Genomic DNA, 17500 nt, shown 5'->3' on the forward strand with positions numbered 1-17500 from the left:
CTTTCAACGTTTCATAGAAAAAAGTCACAAGGTGAGGCTTATCATTTACTTCTACAGAGAAAGTCGTCATCCTGATGTTGGTAAAGGAGCGTTTCCATGTTAAAAGTATTAGAAAATCTCTATTTATACAAAGATACATGCAATGTTTATGTCATTAAAAATGGAGAACAGGCCGTTTTAGTGGATTTCGGAAGTGGAGGCGTCCTCGAACATTTAGAAGACATTGGCATCACTACAGTCACCGATGTGTTACTGACACATCACCATAGAGATCAGGCCCAGGGTTTAGAAAAAATTGATCAAAACAAAATTCACATTTGGGTCCCTCATATGGAGCAAGACCTCTTTAAGGAAGCGGACCATCATTGGCAAGGGAGAGAAATCTATAACAATTACAATATGCGCGAAGACCGCTTTTCCATTCTCAATTCTATTTCTATTACAGGGACACTAAAAGATTATTCGACCTATACCTTTGCTGGCTATGATTGGGAGGTGCTTCCGACACCTGGCCATACGATCGGCTCGATTAGCTTGCTAGTTAATGTTGATGGAAATAAAGTGGGCTTCACCGGTGACTTGATCTTTGCTCCAGGGAAGGTGTGGTCGCTAGCCGCAACACAATGGTCCTATAATGGCGCAGAAGGTGTGCCCTACAGCATATTATCTTTATTGAGTTTAAAGGAAAAAACACCTTCCTATATTTGTCCATCGCACGGGGAGATCATGACTCAGCCCGCGTCCGCTATTGATGTGACTGTCGAGGCTTTACAGAGCCTGCTGAATCATCGCAAGCAATCTACAAAATTATTAGAGCTTAGAAACAAGCCTTATAGAGAACTGTTGCCCCATCTTCTTAAAAATCGCACGAGCTGGGCTCATTCTTATGTGGTGCTTTCTGAGAGTGGTAAAGCGCTGATTATTGATTATGGGTACGATTTTATGGCGGGAATGGCCCTAGGAACGGATCGGGCTGCCCGGCGACCTTGGCTTTATAACATTGAAAAGTTAAAGAAAGATTATGGTGTAGAAAAGATCGATGTCGCACTGCTCACGCATTTCCATGATGATCATGTTGGCGGCTTGAATGTCCTGCGTGATGTTGAGGGCACCCAAGTGTGGGCGGCAGAAAATTTTGCAGATATCTTAGAGCGTCCAGCTCACTACGATCTTCCCTGTCTTTGGTATGATCCTATCAAGGTTGATCGCAAGGTTCCGCTCAATCGCGTGTTTCAATGGGAAGAATATGAATTTACCTTATATGAGCAATCTGGTCATACCCTTTATGCCGTTGCCATTGATTTTGAAGTGGATGGTCAACGCGTGTTAGCGATTGGTGACCAATATCAAGAGACAAGTCCCAATTACGTTTATAAAAATGATTTTCGCATTTGGGATTACAAAGACAGTGCTGCATTATATAACAAGCTCAAACCCGACCTCTTAATTTCCGGTCATTCCGAGCCCATTTGGCTCACAGAGCAAATCTTGCAGGACTTTACGAAAACAGGGGAAGAATTAGAACGCATTCATCGGAATTTGCTACCTGAAGGCATGGTATTAAATGGGGATGGGTCTCTGGCCACATTATCCCCTTATCAAAAAATGGTGCAGAAGAATGAGACCTTTACCCTCACAGCCGTTGTGAAAAATCCATATAGTGAGCAGAAATCCATTGTTGCGGCCCTTCATGTTCCAGAGCATTGGGGCGTTCATGAAACTGCGCAACAAGTGACTGTTAGTGAAAAGGGGTTAGCAGAGCTCTTCTTCTCCGTCACGGCCCCAGATTTTGAAGTGAGGAGAGCAAGAATCGCGGTTGATGTCACCATTGGAGACGAAAAATTTGGGCAGCAGGCGGAAGCACTGGTCACCATTTCTTCAAAAGGGCCGCTTATTGATGAAGTCATCAAATCAAAAGCAAGCGTTGAATAGGACCGGCAATAGATATGATAATCCATCAGGCTGTGGCGGGGCGTCATTTTGGCAAGAAAGATATTAAATGAAAAAATGAATCAGCTTAGAGGCGGGATGATAGTGAAAAATCTTGATATAGAACAAAAGCAACACCATAATACATTGCATTTTACTTCAGCAACGACTCCTAACCTTGCTTATGCGAGTCTGCCGTTTTTAATAAAACTTCTTAGTAAAAAATACGACGAGGAAACAGTGCCGATCTCAGAAGTGCAAGAGTATGACGACAGGGTTGAAATCGGCGGGGCGGCTCATGACTTTGAGGTGATGGCGACGCTTGAGAAGCATGTGGGAAGTTGTGAGTATTACAAGGTTCAGATGAACGTGAAGTATAACGGCCTGACTGCCATTGAACGAGGCATTAAAATTCAACTGGATCTCATAGGAAAGGGTACGCCGACTTGGATGATACCAGGCGCTTTTTATAAAGAGAATCGTTTTGCTCACAATACTCGCATGTATCCGCGCTATGACTTTGAGGGAGGCGAAGGGGATCCGATGGCTTCAGATTATTGGTCCTTTCGCTCTGATCGCGCCGCACTTCCGGCGGTGTTTGCATGGAATGAGGATATGTCAGCAGCATTGTGTACAGATGAAATGTCAGATATCGGATTAACAGGGCTTGGCTTTTCCGGTAATAAAGAAGGGACGTCCGTTTGGCTCAATTTTCCTTATCGTGAGGAACCTATCACCTTCCATAGTCCTGTTGACCCGCAACCCGCGGATTGTCAGTTTCATCGTTTTGAGCCAGGAGAGAAGCGACAATTAGAGTTTAAACTGTATGTGGGAACAGCAGATTTACATGATTATGATCCGTTTATTAGAGAAATGTATCGACAGTATCAGGACATCCATGCATTGAATCCATGGATCGAAGTGGAAGAAGCTGCTGAATTAACAGCACATGGTCTATATACCTGGCATTACAACCCGCGCCATCACATCTTAAATGAAACGGCTGCTTTCGATCGTGAATTTAATGGGAATGTCAAAGGGCAGGGCGATCGTCCACATATGCATGTGGCCTGGGTGAGCGGGGCGCCTTATGCCTTTAGCTTGCTAACTTACGGTCGTCAGCATGACATAGAACATTATAGTGAGGCGGCAGTCAATGTCTTGAATAAAATTGCCTCTGGTGTTAGTCCAAGTGGGATCTTTTGGGCGGAGTGGACAGAAGAACGAGGGTGGGGCTCTGGCTGGAATCCTCATCGTGATTGGCTGCAAGCCCGTACAATTTCTGAGGCCACACTTTTTATGATTCGTGCCTTAGATATTGAAAAAAAACAGGGCGTTCATCACCCCGACTGGGAGGATGCGGTGCTGTCTAATTTAAGCTTCGCGATGACATGCCAGCGTCAAGACGGAAACTTTGGCTCCTATTACCATTGTGACACAGGTGCTGTTGAAGAATGGGATGGAGCAGGAGGCATGCTCTGGATTGCTGCCTTACTCGAAGGCTCAAGCTACTTTGGTCGCACAGATTTTCGTGAGGCGGCGCAAAAAGCGGGCCACTATTATCAAAGCTTTATTCATAATGAGTTTATTTATGGCGCCCCTGAAGATGTCCATTTAACCCCAACGTCTGAGGATGCTTATAATGCCCTGGTTGCGTATATTTTACTTTATGAAGCAGACCAAAACTCAACATGGTTGGATTTAGCAAAGAAGGCGGCCGATTGGATGATGACCTTTCGCTGGACCTATAATATTGAATTTCCACAACATACGATGCTGAAACAACTCGATTTTCGCTCTAGAGGCGCAGATCAAGCTTCTCCGTCCAATCAACATTTGCATAATTATGGATTATTTTGTTTTCCAGAATTAATGCGCTTGTGGCGTTATACCGGAGACCGTTACTACTTAGATCGAAATAGGGATCATCTTGCCTGCTTTCTTCAGTGTGTGGCACGGGAAGGCGGCGATTTTAATGCCTATAAAGGGATGGTGACAGAGCGTTTTTATAATACGAATTGCTTTCAACCCAAAGGGATGATGCTTACACTTTCACACGCTTGGTGTGTCGGTCTCGTCCTCTATGCCTCTCAGGCCGCTGCTGAATACCTAGAAGAACTTGATTTGCAAGACTCTGAAAAACGAGTGCTGGATTAGGGATAAGTGTGTGGGAATGGGAAGGACCCTTGACGATGCTCATTTTGTCGGTGACTCTCCTTCCTGTCAGTACTCTTCATGTGAAGGTCATGATATCAAAGGAGGTCCGATTGTGACGACGTGTTATTTACCTGCCCAAAAACTTCCGATAATCTCAGATGTTGATTTCGTTATTATTGGTGGAAGTTTTGCCGGGATTTCTACAGCCTTAGAACTCGCGAATCAAGGAAAAAAAGTCATGGTTGTTGAATCGAGAACGTATCTAGGGAGTGAACTTACTGCGACATTAAGTCCGTGGATTACTCTTCCGTTAAAAGTCCATCCGCCATTAATTCAAGCGTGTATAGAAGCGAGTGGTCAAAAAGTAGAGTGCGCAGAGTCTGAGATGGTCACATTCCATATGGATCAATTAAAATTAGGTCTGGAAGATGCCCTGCAGGCTGCCGGCATTTCCTTGCTTTATGCGTCATTACCGGTCGGGATAACGTCTTTAGATGACAACCGAACCGGGTTAATCATTGCGAATAAATCGGGAAGACAGTTGATTCGCTGCAACGGGGTGGCCGATGCAACCGAAACAGCGATCACAACATTCTTAACGAAGACGCCGTTAACATCTACAGTGAATAAGGGTCAGAGCTATTATAAACGTGTGTTAGAGTTTAATAAAGTTGAGGACCTCGAACAAACAACCCTCGCGATTCCTGCTGAGTTAGGCCTACTAGGAAATAGCGTCCGTATATTTCCGGGTGTTCATGGGGATGGACATCTCTATGTTGAATATCAAATGGAGTTTAATGCGGAAAATAGTTTAGAAGAAAATCGCAAACGCGAAATAGAAGCTCAAAAAAAGGGGATGGCGCTTGCGGCGTATCTCAGTCAACAGGTACCTGCCTTCCGAAAGGCCTTACTTTGTTTGAGCTCTTATGAATTGAAAGGGCCTTTTCACAAGACAAAGGCTAAACCAAATACAGCATTACAGCTGGAAGCACTTCGATGTAAGTTTCCTCATGTTTGGTGTTTTTACAAAGATTTTTATGAAAATGGGAATGAAGGGTGGCTAGATGCTGTCCAAGCAGCAGCATATGGTGAGCAATTTGCGCGTTTGTTAAGCGATAGTGCAGATGAAGAGCAAGAACATCATGAAACCCATCGCCGAGTGTCTCAAGGGCCAGAGCCTTATACAGTCAAGATCCCGACAGACTTTATAGAAGGGAACTTTATCTTCAAAGACGTAGAAGAACAAGCCATCTCCTATTCTAAAAGTACTCAAGTCCTCGTTGCTGGTGGCGGATCAAGTGGGGGACCTGCGGCCATTGTTTCTGCACAAGAGGGCATGCAGACCGTTCTTGTTGATCTTAACCCGGGGCTTGGTGGCACCGGTACCTTTGGGGGCGTGGATAGCTACTGGTTTGGGAAACGTCATGGTTTTGCAAAGAAGATTATGGATCGAGTGCAGGCGGTCCAACAAAGTATTGGTTATAAGGGACCAAAATGGAATATTGAAGCAAAAAAATACGCTCTTTTAGAAACGGCCAATCAGCTCGACATTGCCATGTATTTTAATACGATAACTTTTGGGGCTATTACCAAGGGCTCTCGTGTCTGTGGAAGTGTTGTCGCCACTAGATGGGGAGTCTGTGCTATTTTTTCTGATTGTGTCCTCGATGCTACAGGTGATGGAGATCTTGCCGCATTTGCTGAAGCGAATTTTAATTATGGCGCGGCCCGCGATCATGTTGTCATGTGGTATTCTCTTTCACAGTATAAATTACCCGGGAAATTACAGAATAATTTTACGAGTATGGTTAATGTTGCGGATATTCGCGATTATACTCGGGCGATTCTTGCGGGCAGAAGAAGGGGGCAACCAGGGCGAAGAAGTTGGCGCTTAAATAAAGAGAGTTGTCATGACCACGGCATTTATGTTGCACCGAGGGAGAGTCGCCATATTGTTGGGGATGTCACGATGACGATGGAGGATCAACTGTTACACCGCCAATGGCCGGATACTATTAATATTCATTTTAGTAATCATGATATGAAGGGGATTAGTGAAGCGCATTGGTTATATACAGGTTTTATTCCACCGAATCTTGACATCGAAATTCCCTATCGGATGCTGCTACCAAAGGGCTTAGACGGATTGCTCGTTGTAGGTAAGGCGATTTCCGCCACTCATGATGCGTTGCCTGCCATTCGCATGCAATCGGATTTAGAGAATTTAGGGGGCATTGCCGCCTTGGCTGCTTCCATGGCTATTAAAGAAAAGAAAGAGCCTCGAGAGATTGATTATAGAAGACTGCAGGAAAAATTAGTAGATAAGGGGCTGTTACCACAGCACATTCTTAACCGAGACTTAAAGCCTACTCTTTATTCTGATGAGGAATTAGCGGCCTTGGTTAATGCCATTGAGGTTGATCAGCCATTATACGAGTATTCCAACATGCCCATGGATGAAGTCTATCACAAGCGCATGCCTTTTGTTGAAATATGTACTGCCGGAAGACGCATTATCCCTTACTTAGAGAAGGCTCATGAAAATGCAGAAGGGATTCGTAAGGTGAGACTGGCTCAAGCTTTAGCGATGTATAGATCCAAGGCAGGTGTGTCTACCCTAATAGCCGAAATCACATCCATGCTCCGAGGAGATCAGTTGCCAAAAAGAACGGCGGACATTTTATATGTGACGCTCCCTCCTGATCATGGGGCTATGCCAGATGTGTGTTATCTCATCTATTCACTCGGGCTGACAAGGGATAAGCGGAGTCTAGCTATTTGGCAAAGAGTGGTTGAACTTCTGCACCCGAGCGAGGAAGATTTCAAGGATCCTATGTGGGGGATTTTCTATTATGTTCATGCTGTTTGTTTAGGTGCTGAACAATTAGGTCATGAGGATGCCATCCCTATTCTAAGACAATTACGACGCATTCCCTTTCTTCATCAACAACATTGTCAGGAGGGGTATCAGGCGGATTATTTCTTAGAGCGCCGTGCGTTACTTGAATTGGCGATTGGGCGTGCCTTGGCAAGATGCGGAAGCAGTGAAGGCTATGACATTCTCATCAATTATCTTGGGGATGCGCGGTCGTTACTAAGTAAACAAGCGCATACAGTGCTCAAAAGATTAAGCGGTTTGACTATAGGTCACGATAAGCGGGCATGGCTAGAATGGTTAAAAGAAGCCAAGGCGCGACTTATTCCACAACCTTATTTAGGGCCTGAAATAGAATAGGAGCCACAATGTAAAGTAGGAAACAGACCGCTACTAGAGTGTGCGGTCTGTTTGGCATGGGACAATAAACCTGACCCTATGTCCCACTTCTTTTATGAAGTCCCATAAAGTGGATAGACTAGACTACATAACAATGAACTTTTTAACTAAGGAGGCTTGCTAGTGCGGTTTCTCATTCTATTTACACCAACCGACAAATGGAAAAAGGACATCTTCTTTAATGATCAACCTTTTATGCCGGAGCATGTGGTCTATGTTCAACAGGCCTTTGATCAAGGGCATGTTTTACTTGCTGGCCCCTTTATGGATTTTAGCGGCGGCGCCATTGTTATTGATTTCGACACTGAGGAAGCAGCGAAAGCATTTGTGAAAAAGGATCCCATCGTTCAAAATGGGGTTTTTAGTTACCAAATGAAAGAGTGGAATGTCGGTATGAGTAAGCTGGAAAATAAAAATCCTCAGGTTGGCTTGGATTTTATCGAGCGCAAACGTAAAAAGCAGAAAAAGCTAGGGATTATTTAAAGTCCAAAGGTCGTTAGTGTTCGGGAAAAGTGCGAGAACTCAGGTGGTGCGTTTTGTTCGCAAAGGGAGAGGCTGTCAGCTTATACTGTAAAAGAAGTTAGAAGATTAATATCCAAAGTGCAGATGGGTATTAGCGAAGTGCATTTTAAAAGCAAAGGGAGAGTGGCGGTTAATGGATTATGTAAAACTTGGGAATACAGGGTTGGATGTCTCGCGTTTATGTATTGGTTGTATGAGCTTTGGCGTTCCAGAGCGGGGCAATCATCAGTGGGTTTTAGATGAAGAGAAAAGTCGGCCAATAATCCAAAAGGCACTTGAATTTGGCATTAATTTTTTTGATACAGCTAATGTTTATTCGGATGGAACGAGTGAGGAAATTGTTGGACGCGCTTTAAAGGATTTTGCTAGACGAGATGAAGTTGTGATTGCCACAAAGGTTCACGGCAGAATGCATGCAGGTCCTAATGGTGGAGGGCTTTCGCGTAAAGCGATTATGACGGAGATTGATAACAGTCTCAGGAGACTCGGGACAGATTATGTTGATCTTTATCAGATACATAGATGGGATCCGCTAACACCAATTGAAGAAACAATGGAAGCCTTGCATGATGTTGTGAAAGCAGGGAAGGCTCGCTATATTGGGGCGTCTTCAATGTATGCTTGGCAGTTCTCTAAAGCCTTGCATGTTGCCGAGACCCATGGATGGACACGCTTTGTTTCTATGCAAAATTACCTAAACCTCTTATATCGTGAAGAGGAGCGTGAGATGTTACCGCTATGTAAAGATGAAGGCATCGCCGTCATTCCTTGGAGTCCAATGGCCAGGGGGAAGCTGACCCGTGATTGGGAGGAAACCAGTTACCGTTCAGAAACGGATAAATTTGGCCAAACGCTTTATGCGAACACCCAAGAGGCAGATAAAGCAGTCGTTGAAAGGGTAGCGGAGGTTGCAGCTACTCGCGGTGTCCCGCGTGCGCAAATTGCGCTAGCATGGGTTTTACAGAAGGAACCGGTGACTGCACCTATTATTGGCACGACAAAAATGAGTCATTTAGAAGATGCGGTGGCTAGCCTTTCAATTGAACTCACACCAGAGGAAATTGCCAAGCTAGAAGAGCCTTATGTTCCTCATGTTGTACTCGGACATCAATAAGAGCGAAACGATCTTTTACGGGGTAAAGAAAATCTAGAATAAATACATTGTGATCTTAAAGAAGGCGATGGCTGTATAGCTGTCGCCTTTTCGTGCAACTATAATTCAAATGTCCGACTCGGGAACCTTTTTATCGGAGTTTCGTAATTACTATGAGAGACGACGGGAGGAATGTGCATGCTCACATTAGCTGAGGAATTATTGCTGGTGGCCTATGATGATGAAAAAGGGACGGTATTGTCATCGGCTTCCTTTGGCTTGCCTTATGGTATTGCTGGAGCAGTATTAATGGAGTTGGCACTTTTGGGCGCTGTGAAATACGAAGACAAGGTGTTAACTTTCCTAGATGATCAGAACATTAAAGATCCCATTTTGCGGCAGCTTTTTAACTATTTAAAGCAAAAGGATCAAGCGCATTCCCGGCGAAGGAAAATAAAATATTGGGTTGAAAAATTAGGACGGCAAATCAAATCCAAGAAAGTCAGACAGTTGTTTTTAGAACGGTTGCAAACCAAAGGGATTTTAGTTGAAAAAGAACGACCTTATTTTCTTCTGTTTACGAGAAAGGTCTATCCTTCTGCAGGCTTAAATGTTGAAGCTAACATCCGCCAAAAAATCCGTGATGTGGTGTTGAATGATGAGGATCCTGAAGTAAGAACCCTCATGCTCATTGCTCTTTTAAAAGCGTGTGAAGCCATCAAAGTAATTTTCTCAAAAGCAGAATATAAAGCCGTTAAAAAGAAGATCGATATCATTGTGAAGGAACAGCCTTATGGCAAGGCGGTATCAGATACCATACGAGCCATGCAGGCTGCCATTATGACTTCGGTCGCTGCTGCTTCAGTGGCCGCGAATTCGTCATCGTCCTCCAATTAATATGATGTCATATATTTAAAAAGAGCCCATTTTGGAATATCTTCCAAAATAGGCTCTTTATTATTTTTACAGCTATCTCTGGACATGAGTCTCATGAATTTTGATTGAAATTAGTCAAGAGGGCACAAAGCAACAAAGAGAAATAAGGGCAAGGACTTCTTATAGAATAAGGCTGCAGATAAACATAAAAAATTGAAGGTTTGCCTAATGGAGACTAAAGTGAAGGAGGAAAATGGAAAGTGTTTATTGAAATTACTTGTAGTGAATAAAATGGTGAGCCGAGAATGTTAACTGGAGAGATTAAAGGGGGAGTACTGCATCTAGGTCTAAGCAAGACATCAAAAAAAGTACCCTCGGATCACAATAGAAATGACCGTCTTAAAAGGAGGATTCGATGGACCATTCCGAAATGAAAGCCACTTATGAGCGATTATGGAGTCAAGGCATTCAGGGAATTCAGGAACAGGCATTGAGAGGTGATCCTCATCTTTTTAACAAGGCGTGCGATCACCGTAAGGGACTTACTTTAATATGTCGACCCTCTCCTCAAATTCAGGAGACCGTCATTGCCTTTCTGAAAGAGGCCTATCAGTTAGAACCTGAGCAGTACTTTTACCAAGCAAGTGAACTTCATACGACGGTTCTCGCTATCATGACGTGTCATGTGGATTTTAACGTAAGTAAAGGTGATGTCGGCTCCTATATTGAAGTGCTTGAAACGGCTGTTCAAGATCTTAGGCGCTTTAATATTGCCTATCGTGGTATCACTGCTTCACCTGATAGCGTGATGATTCAAGGGTTTCCGCAGGATGCGACTTTAGCATTAATAAGAGAAAACATAAGAACGCGTTTTAAAAAATATAACCTTAAGAGTACTTTAGATGAACGCTATAGTGCTCATACGGCACATATGACTTGCCTGCGGTTTAAAACGGCTCAGCTCGATAACGGTTCTCAATTTCTCCGCCTTTTAAAGCAATATCGGGCATTTGATTTCGGAACAAGTCCGATTACAGAACTGGAACTGGTCGTTAATGACTGGTATATGAGCGTGGATAAAACTGAGGTTTTACATACTCTGTCTTTAACTTAAGTCTATAAGTGGATAAAAATAGAAGAGGGTGGAGATATGACACTGGATGATCGTTTAAAAGTAGTGGTAGGTGCTGGAGAGTACAATAATAATCCAGGATGGTTACAAACACAAGAGGAAGAATTAAATCTATTAAATAGAGCGGATTGGGAGAAAAAGTTTGCAGAAAACGCCTTAGAAGCTATTCTAGCTGAACATGTCTGGGAGCATTTAACGTATGAAGAAGGAATGGCAGCAGCAAAGATAGGCTATGAATTTCTTAGGCCTGGAGGTTACATCCGTTGTGCAGTTCCTGATGGCTTTTTTCCTGACGATGAATACCAGCAGATGGTCCAAGTCGGGGGACCTGGTCCCAGAGATCATCCGGCGGTAAGCCATAAAATCGTCCACAATTATCAAACCTTGAGTCGCATGTTTGAGGACGCGGGCTTTACTGTGACGCTTCTAGAATATTGTGATGAAAACGGTAATTTTCATTATCAAGAATGGGATGAAAAACAAGGCTTTATTTATCGTTCTAGGCGCTTTGACCACAGAAATAGAAATGGGGAACTTGGTTTTGTATCGTTGATTGTTGATGCTATTAAACCTCTTTAGCCAAGGGGAGGGGGATGAGATGTTAAGAAAAACTTTTTCTGTTGGATCTGGTCTATGTTTTTTAGTCACACTCCTTCCACTTATAGGAGAAAAATTTGGCTTACAAGTCTATCAACTAATGATAAGTATACATTCCTTTTTTCCCTTTGAATTGAACGCTTTGGGACTAATATTAGGCTGGTTCGGGATGAAAGGAAATCTAAGAGTAGCACTTTTAATCTTGAATCTATTAAGCCTTTTCTTTCATCTTTTTGTGTTTCTAATGGCCACTTATGGCTTTCAAGAGCCTTAAGATAAGTTTTGGTGGAAGAAAAGTTAACGGAAGACAGAGAAAAAAAGTGAAGTTAACCCAAAGGTCCAATTCTTAGAAGATAAAAAAAGAGAAGCAAGCTAAGCGTTTTTGATATAGAAGCAAAGGAATAGGCTTAAAGTTTTTGAGGAGAGATGGATATGATGATTGAAAATAAGATTGCTGTCATTACTGGCGCGGCTTCTGGAATTGGGGAAGCAACGGCAAAACTGTTAGCGAAAGAAGGGGCTAAGGTTATTATTGGTGATGTTGCTCAATCTGCTGAGGCGGTGGTTGAAGAAATTAAAGCGGTTGGCGGGGAGGCGTTGTTTGTTCGGTGTGATGTGACAGACGAAAAGAGTGTTCGGAATCTGATGGAGACTGCGACAGCTTCCTATGGAAGACTAGATATACTGGTTGCCAATGCAGGTATTCCCGAGAAAAAAGGTCCGGTTCATGAAATGCAATTAGACGATTGGCAAAAGGTGCTTAACATCGATCTGAACGGGGTTGTACTTGCCAATAAATACGCCATTCAACAGATGCTGAAAAATGGATTTGGAGCTATTGTAAATATGGGATCGATTTTGGCTCATGTCGGTCAAGTGAACAGTACAGCATATTCTGCGGCTAAAGCAGCTGTTGTTAATTTTTCCCGTTCAGCCGCTGTAACTTATGCGACACAAGGGATACGTATTAACTGTATTTCTCCTGGATATACAGAAACGCCTTTATTGGCAAAATTACCAGAAGAAACGAAACAAGCAATGATAGCGAATCATCCAATTGGGCGACTTGGAAAACCGGAGGAAATTGCTGAAGCTATTCTATTCCTAGTCAGTGATAAGGCTTCCTTTATCACTGGAACGGTTCTGCACGTAGATGGGGGATATACAGCGGTGTAAAAGGAAGAGGGACCTCTGGTGTCGAACTAACCAATATTTATGTGGATGGATTAAGAAAGGAGAGGAAAGACGGTGAAACTATTAGTAACGGGTGCAAATCGGGGACTTGGCCTTGCATTAACAACGGTGAGCATCAAACGAGGCCATAAAGTATTTGCCGGGGTCCGTGATCTCGAGCAACGAACAGAAGCACTTCAACAACTCCAAGCCCTATTTCCCAAGCGGTTGACAATGGTGCCTTTAGATATTACAGATGAAAAGGACTGCAGGCAAGCGGCACAGCAAGTCAAAGAGGAAACAGGTGATATTGATGTGATAATTAGCAATGCGGGTCTTTTGACAGAACGGGAGAAGACCATTGAGCAATTGGACATGTCCGAAGTCCAGAAGTCCTTTGATGTCAATCTTTTCGGTCCAATGCGGGTGGTGAAGCATTTCCTCCCAATTTTAGCCCAAGGGGATCAAGCGGCAATTATTCATATTTCCTCGGAAGCAGGAAGCTTCGCAAATGCTTACGGTGGGGATTATCCTTACGCGCTGTCTAAGCATGCCCTGAATATGTTTACAGAACAGCTCCGTCAATATCTTAAAGAAAAAGCTGTTTCTGTCTATGCTGTTCATCCAGGCTGGATTAAAACAGATATGGGCGGAGACCAAGCGCCGGGCTCACCGCAAGAAACAGCTCATAGTATTATCGATATTCTTGAAGGGAAAAAACAGGTGACAAGTCAGTCCTCCTTTATTGATTTTAAAGGAAACCCTATGCCTTTCTAATTTTGTGTGGGATTTGGGATGAGAGGTGGAAGCGATGTCGTCATTAAAAGGGAAGAGAATGATGACGGTGATTCGTGTACGGAATGTATGATTTTTTTTATAACGACAGCGTTTATAACTTAGTGGAAGACCTTTGGCTTTCGCCATCAAGGTTTGGCGACAACCTTAGTGTGTGAAGGCGTATGCCTGAACATCTAGCTGTACTTAGCGAAGCGGTGAAGTGCAAGCCAGGTTTTCTAATCAAGTACGGCAAAAAAAAGACGAAATGGAGAGGAATTAGCATGCAGAAATATGAAATCGCTGTGATTCCTGGCGATGGCATTGGTAAAGAAGTGGTCCCGGAGGCTCTGAAGGTTCTTGAGACTCTTGCCGACATCCATGGTGGACTATCTTTTGAATGGACACCGTTTCCGTGGAGCTGTGATTATTATGTTCAACATGGGAAGATGATGCCTGATGACGGGATACAGACGCTGCAAAATTTTAATGCCATCTTTCTGGGCGCAGTTGGCAATCCCCAAGTGGTGCCAGACCATATTTCGCTTTGGGGATTGTTGATCAACATTCGTAGGGAAATGGAGCAGTCTATTAACATTCGGCCCGCACGCTATTTTAAAGGACTGCAATCGCCTTTAGTTAACCCAAAAGACTTTGATCTGATTGTGGTGAGGGAGAATAGTGAAGGGGAATATAGTGAAGTCGGTGGCCGGATTCATAAAAACGAGGATGAAATCGCAATTCAGAATGCTATTTTCACACGTAAAGGAACCGAACGGGCCATGCGTTATGCATTTGAACTGGCACAAAAAAGACGTGGGCACGTGACCAGTGCGACGAAGTCCAACGGTATTGTCCATTCTATGCCATTTTGGGATGGTGTCTTTGATGAGGTGAAAAAGGATTATAGTGAAGTTGAAACCGCATCCTACCACATTGATGCGTTAGCCGCCTTTTTTGTGAGCCGGCCGCAAGTGTTTGATGTGATTGTCGCGAGTAATCTGTTTGGAGACATCTTAACGGATATTGGTGGAGCGATCATGGGGAGTATCGGCATTGCGCCGGCTGCCAATATCAACGTCAATGGAAAGTATCCTTCCATGTTTGAACCTGTTCATGGTTCGGCGCCCGATATTTATGGAAAAGGGATCGCGAATCCCGTTGGACAGATTTGGACAGCGAAAATGATGCTTGATCATTTTGGGGAAGAAGAACTAGGTCAACACCTTTTGGACGCCATGGAGTCGGTCATTGGAGAGGGGATCAAGACGGTGGATATTGGTGGTGCGGCAACGACCAAGGAAGTGACGGAAGCTCTAATTCAGAGATTAAAAAGCCTCTAGTGTCTTGTCTTTTAGAGTGTGAATTTTAGAATCGGTATTTAAAAGGTATTTTAATAAATATCTGCCATAGTTATAGATATTAGGAAGCCATTAGCAAAACTAAAGTCAACCTATCCTCGCTCGACACTTTGGAAGAACAAGGGGAGGGGCCAGAATGCCGTTAACTACGAAGGAAATGATCGCGATCATAAGACAAGGTTTGCAAAAAACCTCTAACCCTAAAAAGATTATTGTGGTAGGGGCCGGAATGGCTGGATTGGTGGCGGCCTCGCTTTTAAAAGAAGCTGGCCACAACATCACTATTTTGGAGGCGACCCAAAGAGTGGGCGGCCGGATTTATACACTTCGGGCACCGTTTGTCGATGATTTATACCTTGATATGGGAGCCATGCGAATTCCTAGTCATCATGATTTGGTTCTTGAATACATCAGGAAATTTGGTTTAGATGTCCATGCCTTTCTAAACGCAACTTCGAATGACATCATATTTGTAGGTGGTGTGAAAACGACTCGGCAAGCCTACCAGCAAAATCCTGATATACTAAAGTTCCCCGTCTCGCCGCAGGAAAAGGGGAAAACAGCCGGTGAACTGCTTTATTCCGCTATTAAGCCAGTCATCGATTTTATTCAACAAGACCCTATCCATCACTGGCAAAAGGTGATACGTGATTATGATCGCTATTCTATGGAGACCTTCTTAAGATATAATCCTGTTGGCGTCTCTCTCTCATCGGGAGCAGTGGAATTGTGTAAAGTATTACTTGGCTTGGAAGGTTTTCCAGAATTATCATTTCCAGCCGTCCTACGGGAATTGCTCCCTTTATTCTCACCTGATATGGTATTTTATGAAATCAAAAATGGTAATGATCAACTTCCCTTGGCCTTTATCCCCCAGTTAAAAGACGATATTAATTTAAATCAACAAATGACTAAAATTACACAAAAACCCGACAGTGTCACTATTCACTCCATTCATTCACAAAGCCAAAGGGCTATCGAAACGACGGGTGATGTGGCCGTCCTGACGATTCCCTTTACCATGCTAAAGTTTGTTGAGATCGAACCACGCAACTCCTTTTCACATAATAAATACAAGGCGATTCGAGAACTACATTATGTGCCGTCTACAAAAGTTGGTTTGCAATTTCGTCATCGCTTTTGGGAGGCAGAAGGGATTAAAGGGGGCACTCTGTCAACAGATTTGCCTATTCGATTTGCTTATTACCCTAGCCATCTCATTGGTTCAACAGGTTCTGGCATTGTTCTTGCGAGTTATACATGGGAGGATGACACCCTTTCATGGGACAACATTCCTGAACAAGATCGGATTCGCAACGCATTAAGCAATTTGGCTATGATTCATGGTGATCATATTTATGATGATTTTTTAGTGGGGGCTTCCCACAGTTGGTCGCAATACCGTTATACCGGTGGGGCAGCTTTTTCAATGTTTAAGCCCAATCAACAAACAGACCTTTATCCCTCGATCTATACCCCTGAAGGCAGAGTGCATTTTGCTGGTGAACACACTTCAACCGTTCCAGCATGGATTGAAGGCGCCGTACAATCAGGAATTAGGGTGGCCAATGAAGTGAATAACCTTTCTTAAAAAAATATTGAAGCAGATGGCGAACTCTTAATAGAGTTCTTTTTTTACTTTTCTTATACTTGATGGTGTCATGTTTTTAATTTTCTTAAAGGTACGTCCAAAATAATTGATATCGGAAAATCCAACTTTTCTGGCAATCTCTGTTATAGACTCATTGGTTTCAATAAGCATTCGTTCAGCCTCATTAATTCTTAAAAGGTTGAGATACTCAATAAATGTTTTTCCCGTGACTTTTTTGAATGTCCTGCAAAAATGATTGGGGCTTAAGTTGACTATTTTGGCTGCGTCGTTAATGGTAAATGCTTCATCATAGCGTTGGCGGAGGGTTTGCAGGAGTTTAGAGAAATCGTAACCTTTTTGAGTGTATGTGATTGATCGGTCAATGACTTCCAGTGCAAAGCGGAAAAACAAGCCGAAAATTCTTAGCAGTTCTGCCTTGACAAGTAATTCATAGCCTCGTTTTTTTTCCGTGAATTCTTCAAGTAATCTCGCAAATGCCTGATTAATCTCATTTATGTAGGGAGCCTTTTTTTTCATTGTCCGTGGCCAAGTCATGCGTTGATCAAGATAGGGAAGAAAATAATGATAGTCTGTAAAATCGAGTCCATTACCACGTACTAAGGTCTCATTGAAAACAATACACACGAGTTCGGTATTTGGCTCTAGTGAAGCAGTACCATGTAATTGTTTTGAATTGATAAAGGCGAGTTCTCCTTGATCAAGTTCTACAAAGTTTGCATCAATTTGAACCTGACATTTCCCCTCCTTAACAAAAATCCATTCAATATGATCATGCCAGTGCAAAGGAAAGTCATGAGTAAAAAAGATATTAATAGGAAACGCTTGATCTGGCATTACAGTTTGTTCTTTTAAGTTCCCCATGTTCATGTGTGTTCTCTCCTATTATTGATGATTCGCACGTTTTTTGCATATTAACAAGAAAAAATAAAAATGTCAACGCTTTCTATTTATATAAATCATAATATTGTGCGATTAACAAGCAATTTTGTTTCTAGTTTTC

At 43.1% G+C, this 17500-nt stretch carries 14 protein-coding genes; 13 read left to right on the top strand and 1 reads right to left on the bottom strand.

The genetic code is table 11. The features are described from left to right. Positions 1 to 96 precede the first annotated feature (96 nt). The 13 genes from IEV91_RS00280 to IEV91_RS00340 all read left to right on the top strand — a co-directional run bounded on the left by IEV91_RS00280 (position 97) and on the right by IEV91_RS00340 (position 16479). Entirely contained in the window at positions 97 to 1932 is a 1836-nt protein-coding gene (locus IEV91_RS00280; RefSeq protein ID WP_188494896.1) for an MBL fold metallo-hydrolase, read from the top strand. Between the two features lie 48 nt (positions 1933 to 1980). Next, positions 1981 to 4086 carry a YyaL domain-containing protein gene (locus tag IEV91_RS00285; protein ID WP_188494898.1) on the top strand — a complete coding sequence of 702 codons (2106 nt, stop codon included), beginning with the start codon at positions 1981 to 1983 and terminating at the stop codon, positions 4084 to 4086. Positions 4087 to 4198: 112 nt separating this feature from the next. Then, positions 4199 to 7321 carry an FAD-dependent oxidoreductase gene (locus IEV91_RS00290; RefSeq protein WP_188494900.1) on the top strand — a complete coding sequence of 1041 codons (3123 nt, stop codon included), beginning with the start codon at positions 4199 to 4201 and terminating at the stop codon, positions 7319 to 7321. 162 nt (positions 7322 to 7483) lie between these two features. Continuing rightward, positions 7484 to 7843, top strand: coding sequence for a YciI family protein (locus IEV91_RS00295; protein WP_188494902.1), 360 nt, complete (start codon positions 7484 to 7486; stop codon positions 7841 to 7843). 172 nt (positions 7844 to 8015) lie between these two features. Continuing rightward, the gene (locus IEV91_RS00300) at positions 8016 to 8996 is read left to right on the top strand and encodes an aldo/keto reductase (protein WP_188494904.1); all 981 of its coding nucleotides are present in this window, start codon (positions 8016 to 8018) and stop codon (positions 8994 to 8996) included. Between the two features lie 177 nt (positions 8997 to 9173). Further along, positions 9174 to 9872: a GOLPH3/VPS74 family protein gene (locus IEV91_RS00305; RefSeq protein ID WP_188494906.1), complete on the top strand. Its 699-nt coding sequence runs from the start codon at positions 9174 to 9176 to the stop codon at positions 9870 to 9872. Between the two features lie 394 nt (positions 9873 to 10266). Beyond that, entirely contained in the window at positions 10267 to 10965 is a 699-nt protein-coding gene (locus IEV91_RS00310) for a hypothetical protein (protein WP_188494908.1), read from the top strand. Between the two features lie 36 nt (positions 10966 to 11001). Beyond that, positions 11002 to 11562, top strand: coding sequence for a class I SAM-dependent methyltransferase (locus IEV91_RS00315; protein ID WP_188494910.1), 561 nt, complete (start codon positions 11002 to 11004; stop codon positions 11560 to 11562). Between the two features lie 19 nt (positions 11563 to 11581). Continuing rightward, the gene (locus tag IEV91_RS00320) at positions 11582 to 11854 is read left to right on the top strand and encodes a hypothetical protein (protein ID WP_188494919.1); all 273 of its coding nucleotides are present in this window, start codon (positions 11582 to 11584) and stop codon (positions 11852 to 11854) included. 158 nt (positions 11855 to 12012) lie between these two features. Beyond that, positions 12013 to 12756, top strand: a complete 744-nt coding sequence (chcB2, locus tag IEV91_RS00325; protein ID WP_188494921.1) for a cis-4-hydroxycyclohexanecarboxylate dehydrogenase — start codon at positions 12013 to 12015, stop codon at positions 12754 to 12756. Between the two features lie 72 nt (positions 12757 to 12828). Further along, on the top strand, positions 12829 to 13530 hold the full coding sequence (locus tag IEV91_RS00330) for an SDR family oxidoreductase (RefSeq protein ID WP_188494923.1): 702 nt from the start codon (positions 12829 to 12831) through the stop codon (positions 13528 to 13530). Positions 13531 to 13811: 281 nt separating this feature from the next. Continuing rightward, positions 13812 to 14870, top strand: coding sequence for a tartrate dehydrogenase (locus IEV91_RS00335; RefSeq protein ID WP_188494925.1), 1059 nt, complete (start codon positions 13812 to 13814; stop codon positions 14868 to 14870). 154 nt (positions 14871 to 15024) lie between these two features. Then, positions 15025 to 16479, top strand: coding sequence for a flavin monoamine oxidase family protein (locus IEV91_RS00340; RefSeq protein ID WP_229745325.1), 1455 nt, complete (start codon positions 15025 to 15027; stop codon positions 16477 to 16479). Positions 16480 to 16506: 27 nt separating this feature from the next. Here IEV91_RS00340 and IEV91_RS00345 read toward each other — a convergent pair whose 3' ends face one another. Further along, a complete protein-coding gene (locus tag IEV91_RS00345) occupies positions 16507 to 17367 on the bottom strand; it encodes an AraC family transcriptional regulator (RefSeq protein ID WP_188494927.1) in 861 nt (286 codons plus the stop codon). Positions 17368 to 17500 lie beyond the last annotated feature (133 nt).

This window comes from Pullulanibacillus pueri, from assembly GCF_014639255.1.
Lineage (GTDB): Bacteria > Bacillota > Bacilli > Bacillales > Sporolactobacillaceae > Pullulanibacillus > Pullulanibacillus pueri.